17 protein-coding genes and 1 pseudogene are annotated in these 20,348 nt (G+C 37.2%); 15 read left to right on the top strand and 3 right to left on the bottom strand.

Going from position 1 to position 20,348, the window contains the following annotated elements:
- The first annotated feature begins 118 nt into the window (after positions 1-118).
- Entirely contained in the window at positions 119-1,165 is a 1,047-nt protein-coding gene (locus J2S19_RS16020; RefSeq protein ID WP_307344167.1) for an L-threonylcarbamoyladenylate synthase, read from the top strand.
- Between the two features lie 74 nt (positions 1,166-1,239).
- Here the strand turns inward: J2S19_RS16020 and J2S19_RS16015 are convergent, their stop codons facing one another.
- Positions 1,240-1,995 carry a hypothetical protein gene (locus J2S19_RS16015; protein WP_307344166.1) on the bottom strand — a complete coding sequence of 252 codons (756 nt, stop codon included), beginning with the start codon at positions 1,993-1,995 and terminating at the stop codon, positions 1,240-1,242.
- A 13-nt stretch (positions 1,996-2,008) separates the two neighbouring features.
- Positions 2,009-3,118 (bottom strand): AAA family ATPase, encoded by a 1,110-nt coding sequence (locus J2S19_RS16010; protein ID WP_307344165.1) that lies wholly within the window; start codon positions 3,116-3,118, stop codon positions 2,009-2,011.
- Positions 3,119-3,347: 229 nt separating this feature from the next.
- On the opposite strand from J2S19_RS16010, the gene J2S19_RS16005 reads away from it, so the two are divergent.
- Together J2S19_RS16005 and J2S19_RS16000 are read left to right on the top strand one after the other, a co-directional pair.
- Entirely contained in the window at positions 3,348-3,533 is a 186-nt protein-coding gene (locus tag J2S19_RS16005) for a hypothetical protein (RefSeq protein ID WP_307344164.1), read from the top strand.
- Between the two features lie 70 nt (positions 3,534-3,603).
- Positions 3,604-4,164, top strand: coding sequence for a manganese efflux pump MntP (locus tag J2S19_RS16000; RefSeq protein ID WP_307344163.1), 561 nt, complete (start codon positions 3,604-3,606; stop codon positions 4,162-4,164).
- A gap of 289 nt (positions 4,165-4,453) precedes the next feature.
- On the opposite strand, the gene J2S19_RS15995 is transcribed toward J2S19_RS16000, so the two are convergent.
- Positions 4,454-5,413 carry a CobW family GTP-binding protein gene (locus J2S19_RS15995; protein ID WP_307344162.1) on the bottom strand — a complete coding sequence of 320 codons (960 nt, stop codon included), beginning with the start codon at positions 5,411-5,413 and terminating at the stop codon, positions 4,454-4,456.
- 198 nt (positions 5,414-5,611) lie between these two features.
- Between J2S19_RS15995 and J2S19_RS15990 the strand changes: the two are divergent.
- From J2S19_RS15990 to upp, 12 genes and pseudogenes are all read left to right on the top strand, one after another.
- Positions 5,612-7,018 (top strand): annotated as a pseudogene (locus J2S19_RS15990) (alkaline phosphatase); the annotation flags it as partial.
- A gap of 12 nt (positions 7,019-7,030) precedes the next feature.
- Positions 7,031-7,534, top strand: coding sequence for an LPxTATN C-terminal sorting signal domain (locus tag J2S19_RS15985; protein ID WP_307344221.1), 504 nt, complete (start codon positions 7,031-7,033; stop codon positions 7,532-7,534).
- An 80-nt stretch (positions 7,535-7,614) separates the two neighbouring features.
- Positions 7,615-9,036 carry an alkaline phosphatase gene (locus tag J2S19_RS15980; protein WP_307344161.1) on the top strand — a complete coding sequence of 474 codons (1,422 nt, stop codon included), beginning with the start codon at positions 7,615-7,617 and terminating at the stop codon, positions 9,034-9,036.
- Between the two features lie 181 nt (positions 9,037-9,217).
- On the top strand, positions 9,218-10,216 hold the full coding sequence (locus tag J2S19_RS15975; protein WP_307344220.1) for a permease: 999 nt from the start codon (positions 9,218-9,220) through the stop codon (positions 10,214-10,216).
- Between the two features lie 18 nt (positions 10,217-10,234).
- The gene (locus tag J2S19_RS15970; protein WP_307344160.1) at positions 10,235-11,095 is read left to right on the top strand and encodes a TIGR03943 family putative permease subunit; all 861 of its coding nucleotides are present in this window, start codon (positions 10,235-10,237) and stop codon (positions 11,093-11,095) included.
- A gap of 1,636 nt (positions 11,096-12,731) precedes the next feature.
- Positions 12,732-13,184: a low molecular weight protein arginine phosphatase gene (locus J2S19_RS15965; protein ID WP_307344159.1), complete on the top strand. Its 453-nt coding sequence runs from the start codon at positions 12,732-12,734 to the stop codon at positions 13,182-13,184.
- Positions 13,185-13,195: 11 nt separating this feature from the next.
- On the top strand, positions 13,196-14,497 hold the full coding sequence (locus J2S19_RS15960; RefSeq protein ID WP_307344158.1) for a methyl-accepting chemotaxis protein: 1,302 nt from the start codon (positions 13,196-13,198) through the stop codon (positions 14,495-14,497).
- A gap of 44 nt (positions 14,498-14,541) precedes the next feature.
- Complete coding sequence (rpiB, locus tag J2S19_RS15955; RefSeq protein WP_307344157.1) at positions 14,542-14,988, top strand: ribose 5-phosphate isomerase B; 447 nt, start codon at positions 14,542-14,544, stop codon at positions 14,986-14,988.
- 19 nt (positions 14,989-15,007) lie between these two features.
- On the top strand, positions 15,008-15,580 hold the full coding sequence (locus J2S19_RS15950; RefSeq protein ID WP_307344156.1) for a TIGR01440 family protein: 573 nt from the start codon (positions 15,008-15,010) through the stop codon (positions 15,578-15,580).
- A 348-nt stretch (positions 15,581-15,928) separates the two neighbouring features.
- On the top strand, positions 15,929-16,894 hold the full coding sequence (locus J2S19_RS15945; RefSeq protein WP_307344155.1) for an N-acetylmuramoyl-L-alanine amidase: 966 nt from the start codon (positions 15,929-15,931) through the stop codon (positions 16,892-16,894).
- 281 nt (positions 16,895-17,175) lie between these two features.
- On the top strand, positions 17,176-18,417 hold the full coding sequence (gene glyA, locus J2S19_RS15940) for a serine hydroxymethyltransferase (protein WP_307344154.1): 1,242 nt from the start codon (positions 17,176-17,178) through the stop codon (positions 18,415-18,417).
- Positions 18,418-19,575: 1,158 nt separating this feature from the next.
- Positions 19,576-20,205: a uracil phosphoribosyltransferase gene (gene upp / locus J2S19_RS15935; RefSeq protein WP_307344153.1), complete on the top strand. Its 630-nt coding sequence runs from the start codon at positions 19,576-19,578 to the stop codon at positions 20,203-20,205.
- Positions 20,206-20,348: the final 143 nt, after the last annotated feature.

Raw genomic sequence — 20,348 nt, 5'->3', positions numbered from 1 at the left:
GCCTTATCCACAAATTGTGGATAAGGCTTGTTTTCATTCTGTTGATTTTATATACTACAAAGACGTATATGCTATGATTAGTAATAGAATTGAACGGTGAAAAGGGAGTTAGAACGAAATGAAAACAAAAGTATGGACTGTGGGTGAATCGGAAAACTTATCCACTAGTTATTCACATATTACACAAGCGGCACAATTATTACAGGAAAATGAGGTTGTCGCCTTCCCAACAGAAACAGTATATGGGCTAGGTGCAAATGCATTTTCAGATGATGCAGTACAGAAAATTTTTCTGGCAAAGGGGAGACCGAGTGATAATCCACTTATTGTCCACATTGCCTCAAAAGATAAGTTAAATGAAATCGTTAAAGATATCCCTGATTATGTGTATAAGTTAGTAGATGCTTTTTGGCCAGGTCCATTAACGTTTATCTTACCAAAAAAGGGTGAGCTGTTATCCACATATGTGACAGCAGGACTTGAAACGGTTGGGGTTAGAATGCCTAATCATCCTATCGCACTCGAACTTATTAAGGAAGCAAATGTACCAATAGCAGCACCGAGTGCCAATCGTTCAGGAAAGCCAAGTCCGACACTTGCATCACATGTATACCATGACCTAAATGGGAAAATCAGTGGGCTTGTTGATGGAGGTCCCACAGGTGTTGGAGTCGAGTCAACAGTGTTAGATTGTACAACAACGATTCCAACTATATTACGTCCGGGTGGAATTACAAAGGAACAGATAGAGTTTATTGTTGGCGAGGTTAAGGTCGACAAGGCATTAATCGAAGAAGGACATGCCCCGAAGTCTCCTGGAATGAAATATACACATTATTCACCAAATGCACCTGTTATTCTTGTAGAAGGTAGTGAGGAATTCCTCCAAAAGCAGATTAACCAATTTATGCAGCAAGGAAAAAAGGTTGGGTTATTAACAACAATAGAGGGATTAACTAAATATAAAGCCGATAAGGTCATTACGTGTGGAAGTAGAGCAGACCTAGAATCCGTTGCAGCCCAGCTATATGATGTGTTAAGGAAATTTGATGAGGAAGATGTTGACCTCATCGTTAGTGAAAGTTTTCCACAGTTTGGTGTGGGTGAAGCGATTATGAATAGATTGTTAAAAGCAGCAGGTAATCATGTCATCGTTGAAAATTAATAGAAAAAACCGAGGTGTGTGCAAGCCTCGGTTTTTTTGTTATAAGAAACAATGTGGCTAGTATAGGACTAGCTTTAGTCTTCTGGATTGTTTATAAAACCATATTCATCGAGCATATGTAGTAGGCTGGTATTTATAACCCATATCAAATTTTCATTATTCAACTTGTGACATTGCTTTTTACATAACATTTTATATGTATCTTCATCAGTATAGGAAAAAGTATGTAAGAGATATTCGAGTTTAAAAGAATGTAATTTTAATAAAGAATTAGCTACTTCAGTGGTTATTTCCTCTATACTACCGATACAAGAATATGAATCTACTATACGTTTATAACGAGAAGTCCTCCGACTTCTTTCTTTTAGAATATCTATATGTACTGTAGAGTCTTTAAAAGTAGGATTATCTAATGAGTCTGTGTCTTTAAAAGACTCGACCATTGGATAATTAATAAACAATTTACCTCTATCGGTAGAATCGGAAAAGTTGTCTAATAGAATTTCAAGCTTATTAGGGTCAAATTGAGGATCATGAGGGTCGAAGTCAAATATTAAAATAATATCTGTGAAATCTGCCTCATTCAATAAGGATTCACCTTCTAAATTCAGATATTCATTTAAGAATAAAGGAAGGTCAATAATATCAAATTCTATATTACCATCTGAATCAGCGTAATCATTTTTTAATCTATTATAGAAGGCATAGATATGTGTCTTATAAGCTACAATTTCTACATTATTAATACCATATAGATTATAAAAGTGTTCAAATAGATCTTTCTCTACTTTTTCACCTTCAACTAAGAGTAATATTTTTGACCTTTCCATTTATTTTTTCACCTCATTTGCTAAATTCACCACTTTGATATAACTTTTCTAAGTTATGTCCCTGTCTTAACTCTCTTAAAGTCGCATCTGCAACTGAAGTTATCTTGTCGTTCAGCATTAATAGATAACAATCTGGACGCATAAATTTGTTGTTCATTAAATCGGTATTGTGAGTGGTAACAAGAATTTGACAATCCTTCTGCCTTTTTAATGCTTGCAACATTCCCACAGAAAGTTCATAGTGAAAGTTTGCATCAAATTCATCTATAAACAAAAATTTGATTTTATTTAAATTTTTCACTATAAGGTACATCGATGTTAAAGCTTTAGTTCCACTTGATGCATTTTTAACAAATTCTATTGGACGACTATAATCGAAGTAAAGCTTTTTTTCTCCATCAGGAGTTATATCAACCTTTAGTTTTATATTTAATCCGCATTCGTTTAAAAATCTTTCGAAATCTTCGACTAAATCCTTATTGATAATGGTATGTACGATACCTTTATCAATAATTTCAGGACCTCTGAACTTAACGATGTTATCTGAAGGTCTTAAAACTGCGATTCCGCGAATATAATTGTTTAAGTCTTTTAATATCATTAATTCATGTAACTTAGAATTAGCTAAAATATACCTTAAAAGAGGAATTTGATTATCCCATTCATCAAAATTAAGATGTTGCAGCTCTTTATATTTTTTTAAATTATCTAAATTACCATTTTGTGATTCAAAGTTAAAGTCATAGAGAAGATTATTATCTATACTTAAACTTTCATATCTTAGTTCAACAACAGATTTTTTTTCATAGATATATGTTATTTCTTTATTGTTAATTAAAAATGTATACTCAAACCGGGCAAATCCATTTTTGTTATTGGCATTTAAAAATCCGACACTACCACTTTGACGCTTTTCGTTAGCAAGGACAGTATATCTTATATCAATCAAAGCATTTCCTAAATTGGTCTTACCAACAGCATTTTTCCCATACATAATTGCTTTACTTATTAGTCCATCGTTGATACATTCTTCATTAAATTTATAATCCCTTACTTTTGAAAAGTCTAAGGTAATTGGTTCATCAAAAACCCTGTAACTTGTTACAGTGAACTTTTTTAACAAGTATCTCACTCCCGTAATTTTTTTACGACATTATTAAGTATATAATAACAAATATATTTTTATACATCTAATGAAAAAGTTATATTATAGGAAATCGTTGAATTCTAAACTCGTCTTTCTTCGGAAAAAGGTGTTGAATGAAAAATAGTATATGCGTAAATTAATGGTTTAGAGGAGAAACAAAGTAAGTGGCTAGATGATAAAACACTGAATGTAGGAGGAAACGGCTATGAAAAAGGATAATGAACATGTATTAAGTGAATTTTTATCATGGATAAACAATTATCCAGTCTTAACGACAGCCTTATCTTTAATCCTGATACTTATTTTACTTTTAAGTTCCATTGAAGCCGGGCAACATATGGTGATACAACCTGGGGTTGAACATGAATATAGCATTTTCATCATGCCCTAACCTGTTTCATAAGTTCTAATCCAAATCGGACGTGCATAAGGTTAACTATGCGTGTCCGAGGAGGGTAATTATGACGTTAGAAACAATCATGAGTGAACTCATTACATTATTTATTATGGCATTGGCGTTAGGAATGGACGCATTCTCCGTTGGCTTAGGCATGGGCCTAATTAAGCTTCGAATGAGACAAATTTTATACATCGGGATTACAATCGGTGTATTTCATATATGGATGCCATTAGTCGGGATGTTTATCGGTCGTGTATTATCTGATACCTTTGGCACGATTGCAACCTTATTAGGTGGGGGACTGCTCATATTACTAGGTGTACAAATGGTTCTTTCTTCATTTAGTAAAGAAGAAAAACCGTTAATTACCCCAGTTGGCTTTGGCTTGATTGTGTTTGCACTAAGTGTCAGCCTTGATAGCTTTTCGGTAGGCTTAAGTTTAGGTATTTATGGGGCAAAAACCTTCTTAACTGTTGCAATTTTCGGATTAGTCAGTATGGTGCTGACTTGGATTGGTTTATTAGTTGGAAAACGTGTCCAATCATGGTTAGGTTCTTACAGTGAAGCGTTAGGTGGAAGTATTCTGCTTGCTTTCGGAATCAAGCTGATTTTTGGGCTATAAAAAGAAAAAGAGGCTGAGACATAACAAAAAAACTAGTTAAATACGAATATTGTATTTAGGGGTTCAATGTTACAAATTCTGTAAAAGTTATTGGAGCGGAAGTGCGAGACTCCTGCGGGATGCGTGGGAGAGGTGAGACCCCACAGGAGTTTACTCCGAGGAGGCTCACCACCCACCCCGCGGAAAGCGAGTACTGCAGCGGAAATCAACCAGAACGTCAACTCTGTAAAAACAGCACGAAGGTTGTATTGAATATAAAACCTTTTGTCCCAGCCTCACCATACGTGAGCTACGAGAGCTTATGTAAAAAAGTCTCTTCATACTTATCTTTTAAACTAGTAAGTTCTAAGCGGTCACCTATCAGGATGATGATTGGGGCTTGAGAAGAACTGATTTCTTCTATTTGAAGATGACCTGATGCATATTGAAAAGAATAGAGTGCATCTGTTTCATCAAATTTCACAATTCCTTTACCTCGTAACACCTCTTTAGGTAATTGCTTCAGCCACTTTTCAAATTCCTTCTTAGAAAACACCGGTACCTCTGTAAATTTGACTGCTTTCAATGTAGCGTGATGATGGTGTGAACAAGTGTCTCCCGAACCGCATGTACACTTTGAACTGTTAACATCTAAAGTTTGGACTCTAGCCTTCAACAATTCCTCTACCTCAACATTTCCAAACGTCGAGTTCAATATTGGAACACCAGTTGCTTGTTTTTCAATAGAAGCGACCACTTTCTTCATTTTTCTATCTGCAACTAAATCGACTTTATTCAAAATAATCAACGATGCACATGTAATTTGTTCCTTTAATAATGTCCGTATTTCTTTAGAACTTGAAAAAACACTTTGATAATCGAGGTATTGACTTGCATCTACTAAGCTTATAATCGATTGAATCGAGTAGTGGTCAATCATTTCCGGACTAACAATTGCTTCAACAATTTCATTAGGATTAGCAACACCAGTACCTTCTATAAAAAGGACATCCACCTGGTGCTCTATGAATTGATGGAGGGTTTCTTTTAAATCGTCTTGCATCGAGCAGCAAATACAGCCATTCAACAATTCTACCGTTTTTTCTAAGGCAAAGAGATGTTGTTCAACATTTGTATCACCTAGTTCATTCAAAATTACTCCTACTTGCTTCCCTTGTTGACGAGATGCTTCTACTAATTTTTTTAAAACAGTCGTTTTCCCGCTGCCTAGGAAGCCGCTAATAATATATACATCAATAGTATGACCCATATGGTCCTCACTCCTTTATATACAAATAGGAAACGTTACGATTAATAATTAATCATACGTCATTCCTAACTATTCGACAACAGCATTTGCAAAGATTTTACAAAAACTTTACATAATCTACAAATTACGTAAAAGATTCCTTAACATTTTAAAACTACCATTATATTTGTATGGTAAAAAACTAAAGGAGGAAAAATAGTGGTAGTAAAACGAGGATTATCGAAAAAACTCATTACACTAGGCGTTTTATCAACATTAGTAGTTGGTAGTTTCGCAGGCATGAATCAAGAAACTGTTAAAGCGAATACCGAAGCTTCACCGGAGATAAAAAACGTCATCTTTTTAATTGGTGATGGTATGGGGCCTTCTCCTATTACAGCTCATCGTTATATGAAAGATGACCCATCAACACCAGAAATGGAGTTAACGGAATTTGACAAACATTTAGTCGGCATGCAAACGACATATCCTGACGATCCTGCACAAAACATAACAGATTCTGCATCTGCTGCAACAGCTATGGCATCTGGTATTAAAACGTACAACAATGCAATCGGTATGGACCCAGATAAAAATCCATATGAAACCGTTTTAGAGCAAGCGAAGGAAGACGGGAAAGCAACAGGATTAGTTGCGACGTCTGAAATAACACATGCAACACCTGCTTCTTATGGTGCACACGATGAAAGTCGTAAAAATATGGATGCGATTGCAGACGATTATTACGACGAGCTAGTAAATGGTGAGCATAAAATTGATGTCCTATTAGGCGGAGGCTCTAAAAACTTTATCCCTGAAGACGGCAGAAAAATTGATGACCGCAACTTAGTTGAGGAATTCAAAAATGATGGGTATAGCTATGTCACAACGAAAGATGAATTATTAAATGATGAAAATGAACAGGTTCTAGGCTTATTTGCAACTGGAGGTCTTCCGAAAATGATCGATCGTCCTGATAACATACCTTCTTTAGAGGAAATGACTCAAGTTGCAATTGATAAGCTAAGCAAAGATGACCAAGGCTTCTTCTTAATGGTTGAAGGAAGCCAAATTGATTGGGCTGAGCATGATAACGACGTCGTTGCAACGATGAGTGAAATGGAAGACTTCGAAAGAGCCTTCAAAGCAGCAATCGACTTTGCCGAAGCAGATGGACAAACATTAGTTGTCACAACTGCAGACCATGCTACAGGTGGTCTATCACTTGGAGCAAACACAAAAGCATCACCAAATGGAGATTACAATTTCCACGTTGGACCTATTAAAGCGTTTAACAAAACACCAGATTACATCTCTGCTGAAATTTTCGCTGCAGGAGAAAATGCTGACGTAGAAGCAATCCTGAAGAAATATATTGATTCTAATTTCTATAAACAAATTTCTGCCGAAGAAATTCAAGCAGTAAAGGATGCTGTTGCTGCTAAAAATGCAACTGAAATTGATAATGCAATTGAAACGATTGTCGATGAGCATTCTGTAACAGGATGGACAACGGGCGGACATACAGGAGAAGACGTACCGGTTTACGCTTTCGGCCCACAAAAAGAACGTTTTGAAGGATTAATTGACAATACGGATCAAGCAAAAATTATATTTGCTCTATTAGAAGAAAATAAAATGCCAAATACTGCAGAACCAGGTGACGGAACAGAAGAACCAGGTGACGGAACAGAAGAGCCGGGTCATGGAACAGAAGAACCAGGTGACGGAACAGAAGAGCCAGGTGACGGAACAGAAGAACCAGGTGACGGGACAGAAGAGCCAGGTGATGGAACAGAGAAGCCGGGTGACGGAACAGAAGAACCAGGAGATGGAACAGAGAAACCGGGTGACGTTACAGAGAAGCCAGGCGATAATACAGAAAAGCCGGGCGATGACACAACAGGTCCTGGTAATGGTACAGATGAACCAAAAGATGGAACAGATAATCAGGGTGATAAGAAAGAAAATCCATCAAATAATTCAGGCGGGCAAAAGCCATCAAACGATTCCAAGGGCATCTTTAACCTACCGCAAACAGCAACAAATGTTTATAACCTGTTAATAATAGGACTTGTTATTTTAGCGGCAGGTGGTGGATTTATCCTCTATCAAAGGAAAAAGGCGAAAGCGGGAGCGTAATAGAATAGAAGGTTTCTAATGTTACAAATTGAGGAATGCCTAAAAAGGTGTTCCTGCATAACAAAACAGGAGGTAAACGAATGGTTTTTAATAGAGCATTGACAAAAAAACTAGTAACTGCTGCCGTGCTGTCAACAGTTGTCATTGGTAGCTTTGCAAGTCTTAATCAAGATTCTGCAAAGGCCGAAGATGAATCAGCTTCGAAGGTGAAAAATATTATCTTTTTAATTGGGGATGGTATGGGTCCTTCTACAATTGCAGCACATAGATATATAAAGGACAACCCTTCTACAAAGGAAATGGAAAAAACAGAGTTTGATAAATACTTAGTTGGGATGCAAACGACTTATCCGGAAGACCCTGCACAAAATATCACTGATTCTGCATCTGCGGCAACAGCGATGTCATCTGGTTATAAAACATACAATAATGCAATCGGAATGGATAACGATGGGCAAATTTATGACACAGTCCTAGAGCAAGCGAAGCGCGATGGAAAAGCGACTGGGTTAGTTGCCACATCTGAAGTAACACATGCTACACCTGCTTCTTATGGGGCCCATGATGAAAGCCGTCGTAATATGGATGCAATTGCAGATGATTATTTTGACGAGATGATTGATGGAAACCATAAAATCGATGTCATTCTTGGTGGTGGGTCTAAAAACTTTATCCCTGAAGAGGGCCGCAAGAAAGATAGTCGTAATTTAGCGGAAGAGTTTGCCGCTGATGGCTATAGCTATGTAACGACGAAAGAAGAATTGTTAAACGATGATAATGGCCAAGTATTAGGGCTATTTGCAAATGGCGGTTTACCTAAGTTAATCGACCGCGATGATTCAATCCCTTCATTAGAAGAAATGACAAAAACAGCAATTGAGCGTCTAAGCAAGGATGAGGAAGGCTTCTTCTTAATGGTTGAGGGCAGTCAAATCGACTGGGCAGAGCATGATAATGATATCGTCGGTACAATGAGTGAAATGGAAGACTTCGAAAGAGCATTTAAAGCAGCAATCGAATTTGCAGAACAAGATGGGGAAACATTAGTTGTCACAACTGCGGACCATGCAACAGGTGGTTTAACGTTAGGGTCAAACACGAAGGCAGCGGCAAACGGGGACTATAATTTCCATGTTGATCCAATAAAGGCATTCAAGAAAACACCTGATTATATTTCTGCGGAAATATTTGCTGCTGGAGCAAATGCAGATGTAGAAGGAATCATGAAGAAATACATCGATGGAAGCTTCTATAGCCAAATTACAGCTGAAGAAATTCAAGCTGTTAAAGATGCAGCAGCTGCTGTTAATGGAACAGAGATTGACAATGCAATTGAAGCGATTGTAAATGATCATTCTGTTACAGGCTGGACAACTGGTGGGCATACAGGTGAGGAAGTACCTGTTTATGCATTTGGACCAGAAAAATCACGTTTTAAAGGATTACTAGACAATACAGAACAAGCACATATTATCTTTGATTTACTAGAAGAAAATAAGTAAGACTTACGTAGAAGGTGACTCAAAAGGGTAGATAGACCCTTTTGAGTCAACCACACTGATCTCATTTTTATAATATCCTCAATGTATTCTCACGTATTAAAGAGCTATTCCCAATCTTAATGTGATGCTTAATAGAAAAATAGAGTACTTGGATAAAGGGGTTTTAACATTGAAAACGACAATGCTTAAGCAGTCAAAAGAACTAATCGGGTTAGTTCTTGTCGCCATTTTTATATACTTTTTTACATTTTGGGATTATAAAGAATTTCAAACACTCGTCTCCATTCCACAGCAATGGCTTAATTTAAATACAATTTTCCTAAGTATCGTCATCGAAGCAATTCCATTTATTTTATTAGGTGTATTTGTCTCCTCGCTCATTCAAATCTTTGTTTCAGAAGATATGGTGAAGAAATATATACCGAAAAATGCTTTCATTGCATTGTTACCTGCTGCGTTGCTAGGTGCAATATTTCCTGTCTGTGAATGTGCGATCGTTCCAGTTGTTCGCAGATTAATAAAGAAGGGAATGCCATTACATATTGCATTCGTCTTTTTAGCCTGTGCACCAATATTGAATCCGGTAGTCGCTGCGTCTACTTATTTTGCCTTTCAATCGAATATGTCAATTGTCGTTGGAAGAATGGGTCTAGCCTTTGTTCTATCAATGGTCATTGGTCTTGTTATCTATTTATTCTTTAAAAATAGCAACCAATTAAAAGTAACGTCAGAAGAGTTATTAGGTAACCAACCAAAGGAATCCAATCCTTTGCAAGTAAATAAATGGAAAGCTACATTTTACCATGCAAGCGATGAATTTTTTGATATGGGTAAATACTTGATTTTTGGTGCATTTATCGCAAGCTTATTCCAAACGTTCTTAAACAGAGAGGTATTATTATCATTAGGTTCAAATGAATATAGTTCACCTCTTGTGATGATGGGTTTTGCATTTGTTCTTTCATTATGTTCTGAGGCAGATGCCTTTGTTGCTGCTTCCTTTGGTAGTATGTTTGCGCCTGGTGCCCTATTAGCATTTCTAGTTTATGGCCCAATGCTCGATTTGAAAAATACGATTCTCTTATTCGGATATTTTAAAACGAAATTTGTCCTAGGCTTTATCGCGATCGTTACAGTTATTGTCTACTTAGGTGTCATCATGTACCAATGGATATTTTAATGAAATGGAGGGAAATCGATGGAAAACAATCATGATTTAGGATTCCAAAAATTCATTCGCGGCATTATTTTAGTAGGATTTACATTATTACTTTTTAAATTAATATTAACAGGAGATATTACAAATTTCATTGCACCTAAAATGTTGCCCTTTGTCTATTTTGCTGCTGCAGTATTTTTAATCTTAGGTATCTTACAAATATGGAGAAGTGACTCCAAAAAAGAGCTAGACATTTATTGTGATTGCGGCTTAGACCACAGTGGAAAAAGCTCACCAATTAAATCACTCGCAATCTACTCGGTATTTTTATTCCCGGTTTTAACGGGCTTCATGTTTCCAGAAGTCGTCCTAGATAGCTCTGTTATTAAAAATCGGGGGATAAATCTAGGTACAGCTAGTGTTCAGGCAGAACAGACCGAAACGACAGAAAGCTCAGCAGAAACGAAAACAGAAAAAACAACAGCAACTCAAGAAGCAAAGAGTGCAGATGATATGTACCTTGAAGGCTTATTAAATAGTGACAAAATTGTCGTCACAGATGCAGAATACTCAAAAATTACAAACTATATCGAAATGAACCTCGACAAATTTGAAGGCAAAGAAATAGAACTCGTAGGCTTCGTATATCGTGAGCCTGACTATAAACAAGATGAAATGGCAATCTCAAGGTTTACGGTTTCCTGTTGTGTAGCCGACCTCCAAGTAATGGGAACTTTAGCAACAGGAGAAGCAGCAAAAAACTTAAAAAATGATGAATGGATAAAAGTAACAGGAACAATCACAAAAACAACTCGTAATGAGCAAGAGCTTCCATTGATAGATATAGGGAATATTGAAAAAATTGAAGCACCATCAGATCCGTATATTTATGTGTTTTAACAATTTCAATAGAGATATTTAAATTTGGGTTTTGCTCAAAAAACATTTAGGAAATGATAAATAAATTGAAGAAGCGATAGCGTGATTAGCAACTAGAATGGTGATTAACATTTTTAATAAAAACCGTTCAAAGGCCAAACTTATCTGGGTTTGGCCTTTGCTTATTTCTGAAAATTACGATTAGAATAGATAACTAGACTTGTTTAATAATTTTCTCTCAATAAAGAAATTATGGAACAATGTATGGATAATGTTAATCATAAAAAATACTCTTCATATAAAAACAATGCATTTTACCTAAGGCCTCGTTTTAGCAGCTATAACGGCTATAACGTAAAAGAAGCGCTAGAGCTATTTGCCCAAAGATTTGCACTTGTAGCTACAACGGTGAAAGAAGAGCAATCTATATACCCGTATACTCTGAATTGGAACTACAACGGTAAAAGAAACGCTATCTATATGCCCGTATACTCTGAATTGCAGTTGCAACGGTAAAAGAGACGCTATCTATATGCCCGTATACTCTGATATGGAGCAGCAACGGTAAAAGAGACGCTATTTATATGCCCGTATACTCTGATTTGGAACTACAACGGTAAAAGAGAAGCTGGCTATTTGCCCAAAGACTCGCATTTGGAACTACAACGGTAAAATAGAAGCTATCTATATACCCGTATACTCTGATATGGAGCAGCAACGGTAAAAGAAGAGCTATCTATATGCCCGTATACTCTGATATGGAGCAGCGACGGTAAAAGAGAAGCCGGCTATTTGCCCAAAGACTCGCATTTGGAACTACAACGGTAAAAGAGACGCTATCTATATACCCGTATACTCTGATATGGAGCAGCAACGGTAAAAGAAGAGCTATCTATATGCCCGTATACTCTGAATTGCAGTTGCAACGGTAAAAGAGAATCCAGCTATTTGCTCAAAGATTTACATTTTTAGCTACAACGGTGAAAGAAGAGCCCGGCTATTTAAACAAAGACTAACATATGGAACTACAATGGTAAAAGAAACCTCAGCTATTTAACCAAAGACTCTCATTTCCAGCTACCACAGTAAAGAAGCATTAGCTATTTGCCCATATACTCGTATTAGCAACAACAACGGATAAAGAATATTGAAAGTCATCTTGTAGGCTTGCAGAGATTTTCATTCAACATAATTTCACTCTTGTAATCAATTAAGTTTAAAGCGAGTATATCTTTTCTTTCTCCTTAACAAATTTTCACCGAGTTTTATGTTTTATGAAATAGTTTTTTCTTTTAGTACAGTAGTTCATTAAGAAGTGCAATCTTAATCCAAAACTTGTCCATTAGATGTTTTTTCGACCAAAAAGATAAATCTATGCATCGATATAAAAATATTGCATTTATGGGTCCAGTTTAGTTTTTAACAAACAATCCCAAAAGCAAGAAACCAAGTCTTTACTACCTATCATGAGATTTGTACTTTCATATTTACTGATTTAAAATATGTAAGAAGGTAATATCGTTTATGACAGATGAATATACTAGCAGATTCCTTGCATAAACATCTTTTCGAATAGGTAAAAGGAATTACAAAAACTACAAAATGCATCTATTTTCTTAATAGCGTTTCCATTATAATGGTATAGAGGAGTGTTTTTATGACGAAAGTACTATTTGTTTGCACAGGGAATACGTGTCGTAGTCCAATGGCAGAAGCGTTACTTCGACATATGAAATCATCAAGTCAAATAGAGGTGAAGTCTGCGGGGGTCTTCGCGATGGATGGGTATGAGGCGTCACCTAATGCGATTGAGGCATTGAGTGAAAAGGGCATTAGCTGTTCACACCAGTCTTCGAGCCTTTCTAAAGACTTAGTAGATTGGGCAACGATTATTCTAACAATGACAAATGGTCATAAACAGTCCGTCATCGATTATTATCCCGAAGCTGGTCGGAAGACATTTACCCTTTCGGAATATGTAAGGAAAGATGATAGTGAACAAATCCAAGATATTTCAGACCCATATGGCGGTTCACTGGCTAACTATCGTAAAACATTATCAGATTTAGAAGGTTATATTGAAGAACTCATTGAAAAGCTTGAAAAATAGGGGAGAAAAAAATGGCGCAACGAAAAAGATATTCATTTAGTCTTAAATTAAAGCTCGTTGTCTTTACAACAGTACTTGCATTAATAACGTATTCTTCAAGTGCGTTTTTTATTTACTATGTATCCAACTTCACAGAAACGATTATGAATGAAGAAACATTTATATTAATTACTTTATTATTAGGTATTATTTGGTCAGGTGTGTTGACCTATTTTGGAGCAGGGTTCATAACGAGAGCTTTGCACAAACTGGAAGAAGCAGCATACCGTGCAGCTGATGGTGATATTCAGGAAGATGTTGAGCTGCCAAAGAGTGATGATGAAATTAAAGGATTAACAATTGCCTTTAATCAAATGCTCAAGAATATGCGCGATATGGTTCAAAGTATTGAAGGAAACTTCCACGAAACAAGTGAACGTGTTAGTCAGATGACAAACTCATCAACCAACCTAGCAAAACAAGCAGAAGCGATTTCTACGACTGTCCAGGAAATTTCCAGAGGTGCAGACCAATCAGCAACATCAATTCAAGAAACAGCAGCATCGATTGAAGATATTATCGAATTTGCTTCCCAAGTAGAAAATAAAGCGATTACGTCTGAAAAAATGTCAAAAGAAATGGTTGATTCACTAACAGAAAGTAAAAAGGTATATGATTCGCTTATTACGGGTATTCAAAAGCTTGCCAAAGAGAATGAAACATCAATGATTTCTGTACGCCGCTTAGAAGAGCATGCAAATGAAGTTTCGATGATTGTCTCCCTTGTTGGTGACATTGCAAACCAGACGAACTTGTTAGCTCTTAATGCATCAATCGAGGCGGCTAGAGCGGGCGAGCATGGAAAAGGCTTTGCTGTAGTTGCGGAAGAAGTACGGAAATTAGCAGATGAAAGTGGCAAAGCCGTTCAAGGGATAACAAACTTAATTGAGAATATTCAGCAAGAGGTCCATAATGTTGTTGGTCAAATCGGTGAACAGGTCGAAATTGCCAAGGCACAAGCTGAAAATGGTTTAACATCTGGTAAAATGCTCGATCAGACAAGTCAATCGATTATCGAAGTCGCAAACGCTGTTTCACAAATTAGTGAGCTGATTCATCAACAAATGGATTCCTTGCAAATGACAGGTGCCCAATCCGAAGAGGTTGCTGCAATTGCACAGCAATCATCAGCGGGTGCGCAAGAGGTGGCAGCAACGATTATCGAACAGACCGAAAATATCGAACAGATGAGAGAGTTAAGTACAAAACTTGCGGAAAGTGCGGACAAACTAAGGAAAACCATTGATCGTTTTAATATTCAAACGGTAGAATAAAGATAAAGGAAAAAACTATCATATTTATTCATTAGGAGGACAAAATGAAAGTAGCGATTGCATCGGACCATGGTGGCATAAACATACGAAAAGAAATCATCTCATTATTAGAGGAATTAAATATTGAATATAAAGACATGGGCTGTGAATGTGATACATCAGTAGACTATCCTGATTACGCACTCCCTGTAGCAAATATGGTTGCAAACGGTGAAGTAGACCGCGGTATTCTTATTTGTGGGACAGGTATTGGGATGAGTATTGCAGCAAACAAAGTAAAGGGCATCCGTTGCGCCCTCGTGCATGATACATTTAGTGCAAAAGCAACACGTGAGCATAACGATACAAATGTTTTATCAATGGGTGAGCGTGTGATTGGCCCAGGTCTTGCAAGAGATATCGCAGAAATTTGGTTAACAACAGAATTCCAAGGTGGGCGTCATGCTACACGTGTAGGAAAAATCAGCGAGTACGAAAACGAACATCTATAAAAAAGGAAGCGTATATAAAATGGAATATCTCGACAAGTGGCAGCGAGAATTAACGGTCATTTTTTCTGACCTTCAAGCCGAAGCACAGCTCAAAAGGGGCGACCTCCTTGTTATTGGCTGTAGTACTAGTGAAGTAATTGGTGAACGCATCGGTACAGCAGGTTCTGACGATGTCGCAAAGATGATTTTTCAAACATTGTCAGAGGAAAGTGAAAAGCTCGGATTTCATCTTGCCTTCCAATGCTGTGAACATTTAAACCGCGCACTAGTCATTGAAAAACAAGTCGCACTTGAAAAAGGCTACGAAGAGGTAACGGTCATTCCAGTCCGAAAAGCGGGTGGTGCGATGGCGACTTATGCCTATCAACATCTAGCCAATCCAGTTGTCGTCGAATTTATCAAGGCCGATGCTGGAATCGACATCGGTGATACATTCATAGGTATGCATCTTAAACATGTCGCCGTGCCACTACGGAGTACGATCAAGCAAATTGGCTCTGCCCACGTAACAATGGCGAAAACTCGACCAAAGCTAATCGGTGGTTCACGAGCAATATACGAAACAAATTCTGAAAATCAATCATGTCATTAAGTAAAGAGGGTTACTCTAAACAGGACTGACTTCTTACCATAAGAAGTTAGACATCGTTATGAGTTGCTCTCTTTTTTGTATTGTTTTGACCTCCAATCGAAAACAAGCTGAAGGACTCATAAAGTGAATAAGTATTTTTTACTATTTGACCAATAGTTTCTCTAAATATATGATAAATTAGTAGGATAAATAATAACTGATTTGTACCCGGTGTGACCGTCTGGAAAATCCCCAACTCAACAAGTGGAAGATAATGGACGCTAACACCCTAATTGGTTCGACTAATAATAAATCAGTGGGGCAACCCCGACTGATTTAAGTTTCACTTTATGATAAGGAGCGATAAATTTGTACGGTAGGATTAATAGAATTGCCGTTTCACTTGTTGCAACACTCATGATTGGTGGCTGCGGCGGAAACCAAGTAATAACAACGAATGCTAATGATGAAACAGGTGCAAATCATGCAGTATTTATGAGGTCAATTAATATAGATAAAGAAATAAAGGCCTTTGAATCTAAACAAGGTGAAGGAAAAGAAATAAATAAAATAGAAGATGAATCACTAGCTGAGGCAGCAAAGGAAGCAACGATACCAAAGGCATCAACCGAAACTGAAGCACCAAAGCAAAAAGCGCCTCAACAGGAAACTAGTGTGAAACAAGCCAAAAGTATAGAACGTGTTGACATCCAACAGAGCCAAGGTCAAAAAATCACCAAAGAAATAAAGAAACCTATTCCCAAAATATCAAACAATAACACCGAAATCATACAATCCATTTTACCTGATGAAAACTCAAAACCACGGACAACTCCGATAACACATGTATTAATTCATTTTTCAAGCAATGTAGTGAACAATCCAAAAAACCCTTTCATTGTAAATGATATACGACAAGTTTTTATTGATTATGGAGTGTCTGCCCATTACCTCATTGACCGTAACGGAAAGATTCATCAATTCGTCCCAGAAAACCGTGTCGCGTACCATGCCGGGAAAGGAAACTTGAAAGCATTCCCGCAATACCGTGACAAAATGAACGACTACTCAATCGGTATCGAACTTATGGCAATCGGTACAAAGGAAGAAATGAGTATCATGATGTCTGAAGAAAACTATCAAAAAATACCGCAAAACTTTATAGGTTATACGAGTGAACAATACGACTCATTAAACGGATTACTAGATGAGATTCTTACACGAAACAACATGATCTCCCGAGATAGACAACATATAATCGGACATGACGAGTATGCACCAGAACGTAAGACAGATCCCGGTTCACTATTTGAATGGTCTAAAATCGGCTTCTAGTCTTAAGAAAATTCAAACTTTTAAGTTGACAGGGCAGAGAAAAGTAACGAAAATAGGTTGTATCTATCTTTTTCATAATAAAAAGTAACAAAACGAATGATAGAGCTATTAGTATTTGGTAATATTCGTTTTTAAGACGAAAAAATGTAAGAATTTCTGAAAAAAATGAAAAATATTTAGAAATCTATTACATTCTTGCTGATTACCGTGTACAATATAGATGGAATTAGACGTTTATAATTAATTATTTTGCTATTCATGAAGGGAGATACGAAATCAGTATGAAACATTTACCAGAACAAGATGCAAAAATTTTCGAAGCGATTCAGCTTGAACGTACTCGTCAAGAATCTAAAATTGAACTTATTGCTTCAGAGAACTTCGTTAGCGAAGCAGTAATGGAAGCGCAAGGATCTGTCCTAACAAATAAATATGCAGAAGGTTACCCAGGTCGTCGTTATTATGGTGGCTGTGAACATGTTGATGTTGTAGAGGATATTGCAAGAGACCGTGCGAAACAAATCTTTGGTGCTGAATATGTCAATGTTCAACCACACTCAGGTGCACAAGCGAACATGGGTGTTTACTTCACGATTTTAGAAACTGGTGACACTGTTTTAGGGATGAACCTTTCACACGGTGGTCACTTAACACACGGTAGCCCAGTGAACTTCAGTGGTGTTCAATACAACTTTATTGAGTATGGTGTTGATGAAGTAACACATCGCATTAACTATGACGACGTGAGAGAAAAAGCGTTAAAGCATAAGCCGAAATTAATCGTTGCTGGTGCAAGTGCATACCCAAGAGCAATTGATTTCAAAAAATTCCGTGAAATTGCTGACGAAGTAGGCGCATATTTCATGGTTGATATGGCACATATCGCAGGATTAGTTGCTGCAGGTCTACATGAAAACCCAGTACCTTACGCTGATTTCGTAACAACGACAACACATAAAACACTTCGTGGCCCACGTGGTGGGATGATCCTTTGTAAAGAAGAATTCGGTAAGAAAATTGACAAGTCAATCTTCCCAGGAATTCAAGGTGGCCCACTAATGCACGTAATCGCTGCAAAAGCTGTTTCATTTGGTGAAGCTCTTCAAGATAGCTTTAAAACATATGCACAAAACATCATCGACAACGCAAAACGCTTAGCAGAAAAATTACAATCTGAAGGATTAACATTAGTATCAGGTGGTACTGATAACCACTTATTACTAGTAGACGTACGTTCTCTTCAATTAACAGGTAAAGTCGCTGAGCATGTTCTTGATGAAATCGGAATTACAGTGAACAAAAACACAATTCCATTCGAAACAGAAAGCCCATTCGTAACAAGCGGTATCCGTATCGGTACAGCTGCAGTAACAAGCCGTGGCTTCGGTGCTGAAGAGATGGACGAAATCGGCAGCATCATCGCATTCGCACTTAAAAACCACGAAGACGAAGCAAAACTTGCAGAAGCAAGACAACGTGTAGAAGATCTTACAAGCAAGTTTCCTTTATATCGTAACTTATAAGATTTGAATGTGAGAAAAGACGACATGTGTATTGTCGTCTTTTTTGTGTGATGGTAAGAGAACTTTTTATGGGGCGTGAGGAGAGACTTGATGAAGATGTTTTATTGAAGAAGTACATTTCTAGGGTTTTTGCTGAAAAGAGCTATTCGTCCTGGTAGTGAAGTCCATTTTGAATTTTCACAGGTAGAGAATGTTCTTCATAAAGTGGATGAAGGAGATTTTGAATGATTCCGGGAAGAGAAATGTGCTTCATAAAGTGGATGAAGGAGATTTTGAATGATTCCGGGAAGAGAAATGTTCTTCATAAAGTGGATGAAGGAGATTTTGAATGATTCCGGGAAGAGAAATGTTCTTCATAAAGTGGATGAAGGAGATTTTGAATGATTCCGGGAGGAGAAATGTTCTTCATAAATTGTATGAAGCCGATTTTGAACGTACTGACGGAGTGAAATGTTCTTCATAAGGCCGATGAAGGAGATTTTGAACGTACTGACGGAGCGAAATGTTCTTCATAAGGTGGATGAAGGAGATTTTGAACGTACTGACGGAGCGAAATGTTCTTCATAAGGCCGATGAAGGAGATTTTGAATGTTCGCACGGAGCGAAATGTTCTTCATAAGGCCGATGAAGCCGATTTTGAACGTACTGACTGAGCGAAATGTTCTTCATAAGGTGGATGAAGGAGATTTTGAATGTACTGACGGAGCGAAATGTTCTTCATAAGGCTGATGAAGCCGATTTTGAATGTTCGCACGGAGTGAAATGTTCTTCATAAGGTAGATGAAGCCAATTTTGAATGTTCACACGAAGAAAAACCGCCTTCACCCCGCCACTAAATGATATTCTCTCTGCACCCACTATAATCTATTAATCCTCACTTTCAATCAATCAAAAAGTCATACCAAAAATTCAATTCGAAGCCCTACCTTAAAAGAACTGCCCTACAATCATCAGTAAAAAAAGAACGTACATACACGCCCATCAATACTCCAAAACAGACCCCAAGCCCAGCATTCTCTCATACATAAAAATCACCTCAACCTGTCACACCATAGACAATAGTCCCAGAAATAATGAATAAATCCTTTGATAGAACTTGAAACTATAATCGATATTCTGTAAAATTTATTGAAGTGTCTATGAAAAGGAGATGATTTGGTGGGGAAAGTATATGTTTTTGATCATCCATTAATTCAACATAAACTTACATATATTCGTGATAAAAGTACAGGAACAAAGGAATTTCGTGAGTTAGTCGATGAAGTTGCAAGTTTGATGGCATTTGAAATTACAAGAGATTTACCATTGAAAGAAGTAGATGTGGATACGCCTGTAACGACAGCTAAATCGAAAATTTTATCTGGTAAAAAGTTAGGGATTGTCCCAATTTTGCGCGCAGGTTTAGGAATGGTTGATGGGATTCTAAAACTAATTCCAGCTGCAAAAGTTGGACATGTTGGGTTATATCGTGACCCTGAAACACTACAACCGGTTGAGTACTATGTTAAATTACCATCTGATATAGCTGAACGTGAACTAATCGTTGTTGACCCGATGCTCGCAACAGGTGGTTCTGCTGTTGAAGCAATTAATAGTTTGAAAAAACGCGGTGCGAAAAATATTAAATTTATGTGTTTAATCGCAGCACCAGAAGGCGTTGAAATTGTAAAAGAAGCACATCCTGATGTGGATATTTACATTGCTGCATTAGATGAAAAGTTAAATGATCACGGATATATCGTTCCAGGCTTAGGTGACGCTGGAGACCGTCTATTCGGAACAAAATAATAAAATGAGGAATCACAATTTGTGGTTCCTTTTTCAATAAGTAAAAAAACCACACTAATTTCCGTCTCTCATCATTAGCTTTAAACCCCACCCCTTCCACGACCTTACATTGTTTATAAAAAATCGTGCAAACTAATAAGGAG

Origin of the sequence: Metabacillus malikii (assembly GCF_030813355.1) — a bacterium.
GTDB lineage: Bacteria > Bacillota > Bacilli > Bacillales > Bacillaceae > Metabacillus > Metabacillus malikii.
Note: the sequence above shows the minus strand (reverse complement) of the source record. Positions and strands in the feature narration are given on the sequence as shown.

Coding starts and splice junctions, on each gene's coding strand:
- J2S19_RS16020 (WP_307344167.1), top strand. CDS start 119: ATGAAAACAAAAGTATGGACTGTGGGTGAATCGGAAAACTTATCCACT.
- J2S19_RS16015 (WP_307344166.1), bottom strand. CDS start 1,995: ATGGAAAGGTCAAAAATATTACTCTTAGTTGAAGGTGAAAAAGTAGAG.
- J2S19_RS16005 (WP_307344164.1), top strand. CDS start 3,348: ATGAAAAAGGATAATGAACATGTATTAAGTGAATTTTTATCATGGATA.
- J2S19_RS16000 (WP_307344163.1), top strand. CDS start 3,604: ATGACGTTAGAAACAATCATGAGTGAACTCATTACATTATTTATTATG.
- J2S19_RS15995 (WP_307344162.1), bottom strand. CDS start 5,413: ATGGGTCATACTATTGATGTATATATTATTAGCGGCTTCCTAGGCAGC.
- J2S19_RS15985 (WP_307344221.1), top strand. CDS start 7,031: ATGCCAAATACTGCAGAACCAGGTGACGGAACAGAAGAACCAGGTGAC.
- J2S19_RS15980 (WP_307344161.1), top strand. CDS start 7,615: ATGGTTTTTAATAGAGCATTGACAAAAAAACTAGTAACTGCTGCCGTG.
- J2S19_RS15975 (WP_307344220.1), top strand. CDS start 9,218: ATGCTTAAGCAGTCAAAAGAACTAATCGGGTTAGTTCTTGTCGCCATT.
- J2S19_RS15970 (WP_307344160.1), top strand. CDS start 10,235: ATGGAAAACAATCATGATTTAGGATTCCAAAAATTCATTCGCGGCATT.
- J2S19_RS15965 (WP_307344159.1), top strand. CDS start 12,732: ATGACGAAAGTACTATTTGTTTGCACAGGGAATACGTGTCGTAGTCCA.
- J2S19_RS15960 (WP_307344158.1), top strand. CDS start 13,196: ATGGCGCAACGAAAAAGATATTCATTTAGTCTTAAATTAAAGCTCGTT.
- rpiB (WP_307344157.1), top strand. CDS start 14,542: ATGAAAGTAGCGATTGCATCGGACCATGGTGGCATAAACATACGAAAA.
- J2S19_RS15950 (WP_307344156.1), top strand. CDS start 15,008: ATGGAATATCTCGACAAGTGGCAGCGAGAATTAACGGTCATTTTTTCT.
- glyA (WP_307344154.1), top strand. CDS start 17,176: ATGAAACATTTACCAGAACAAGATGCAAAAATTTTCGAAGCGATTCAG.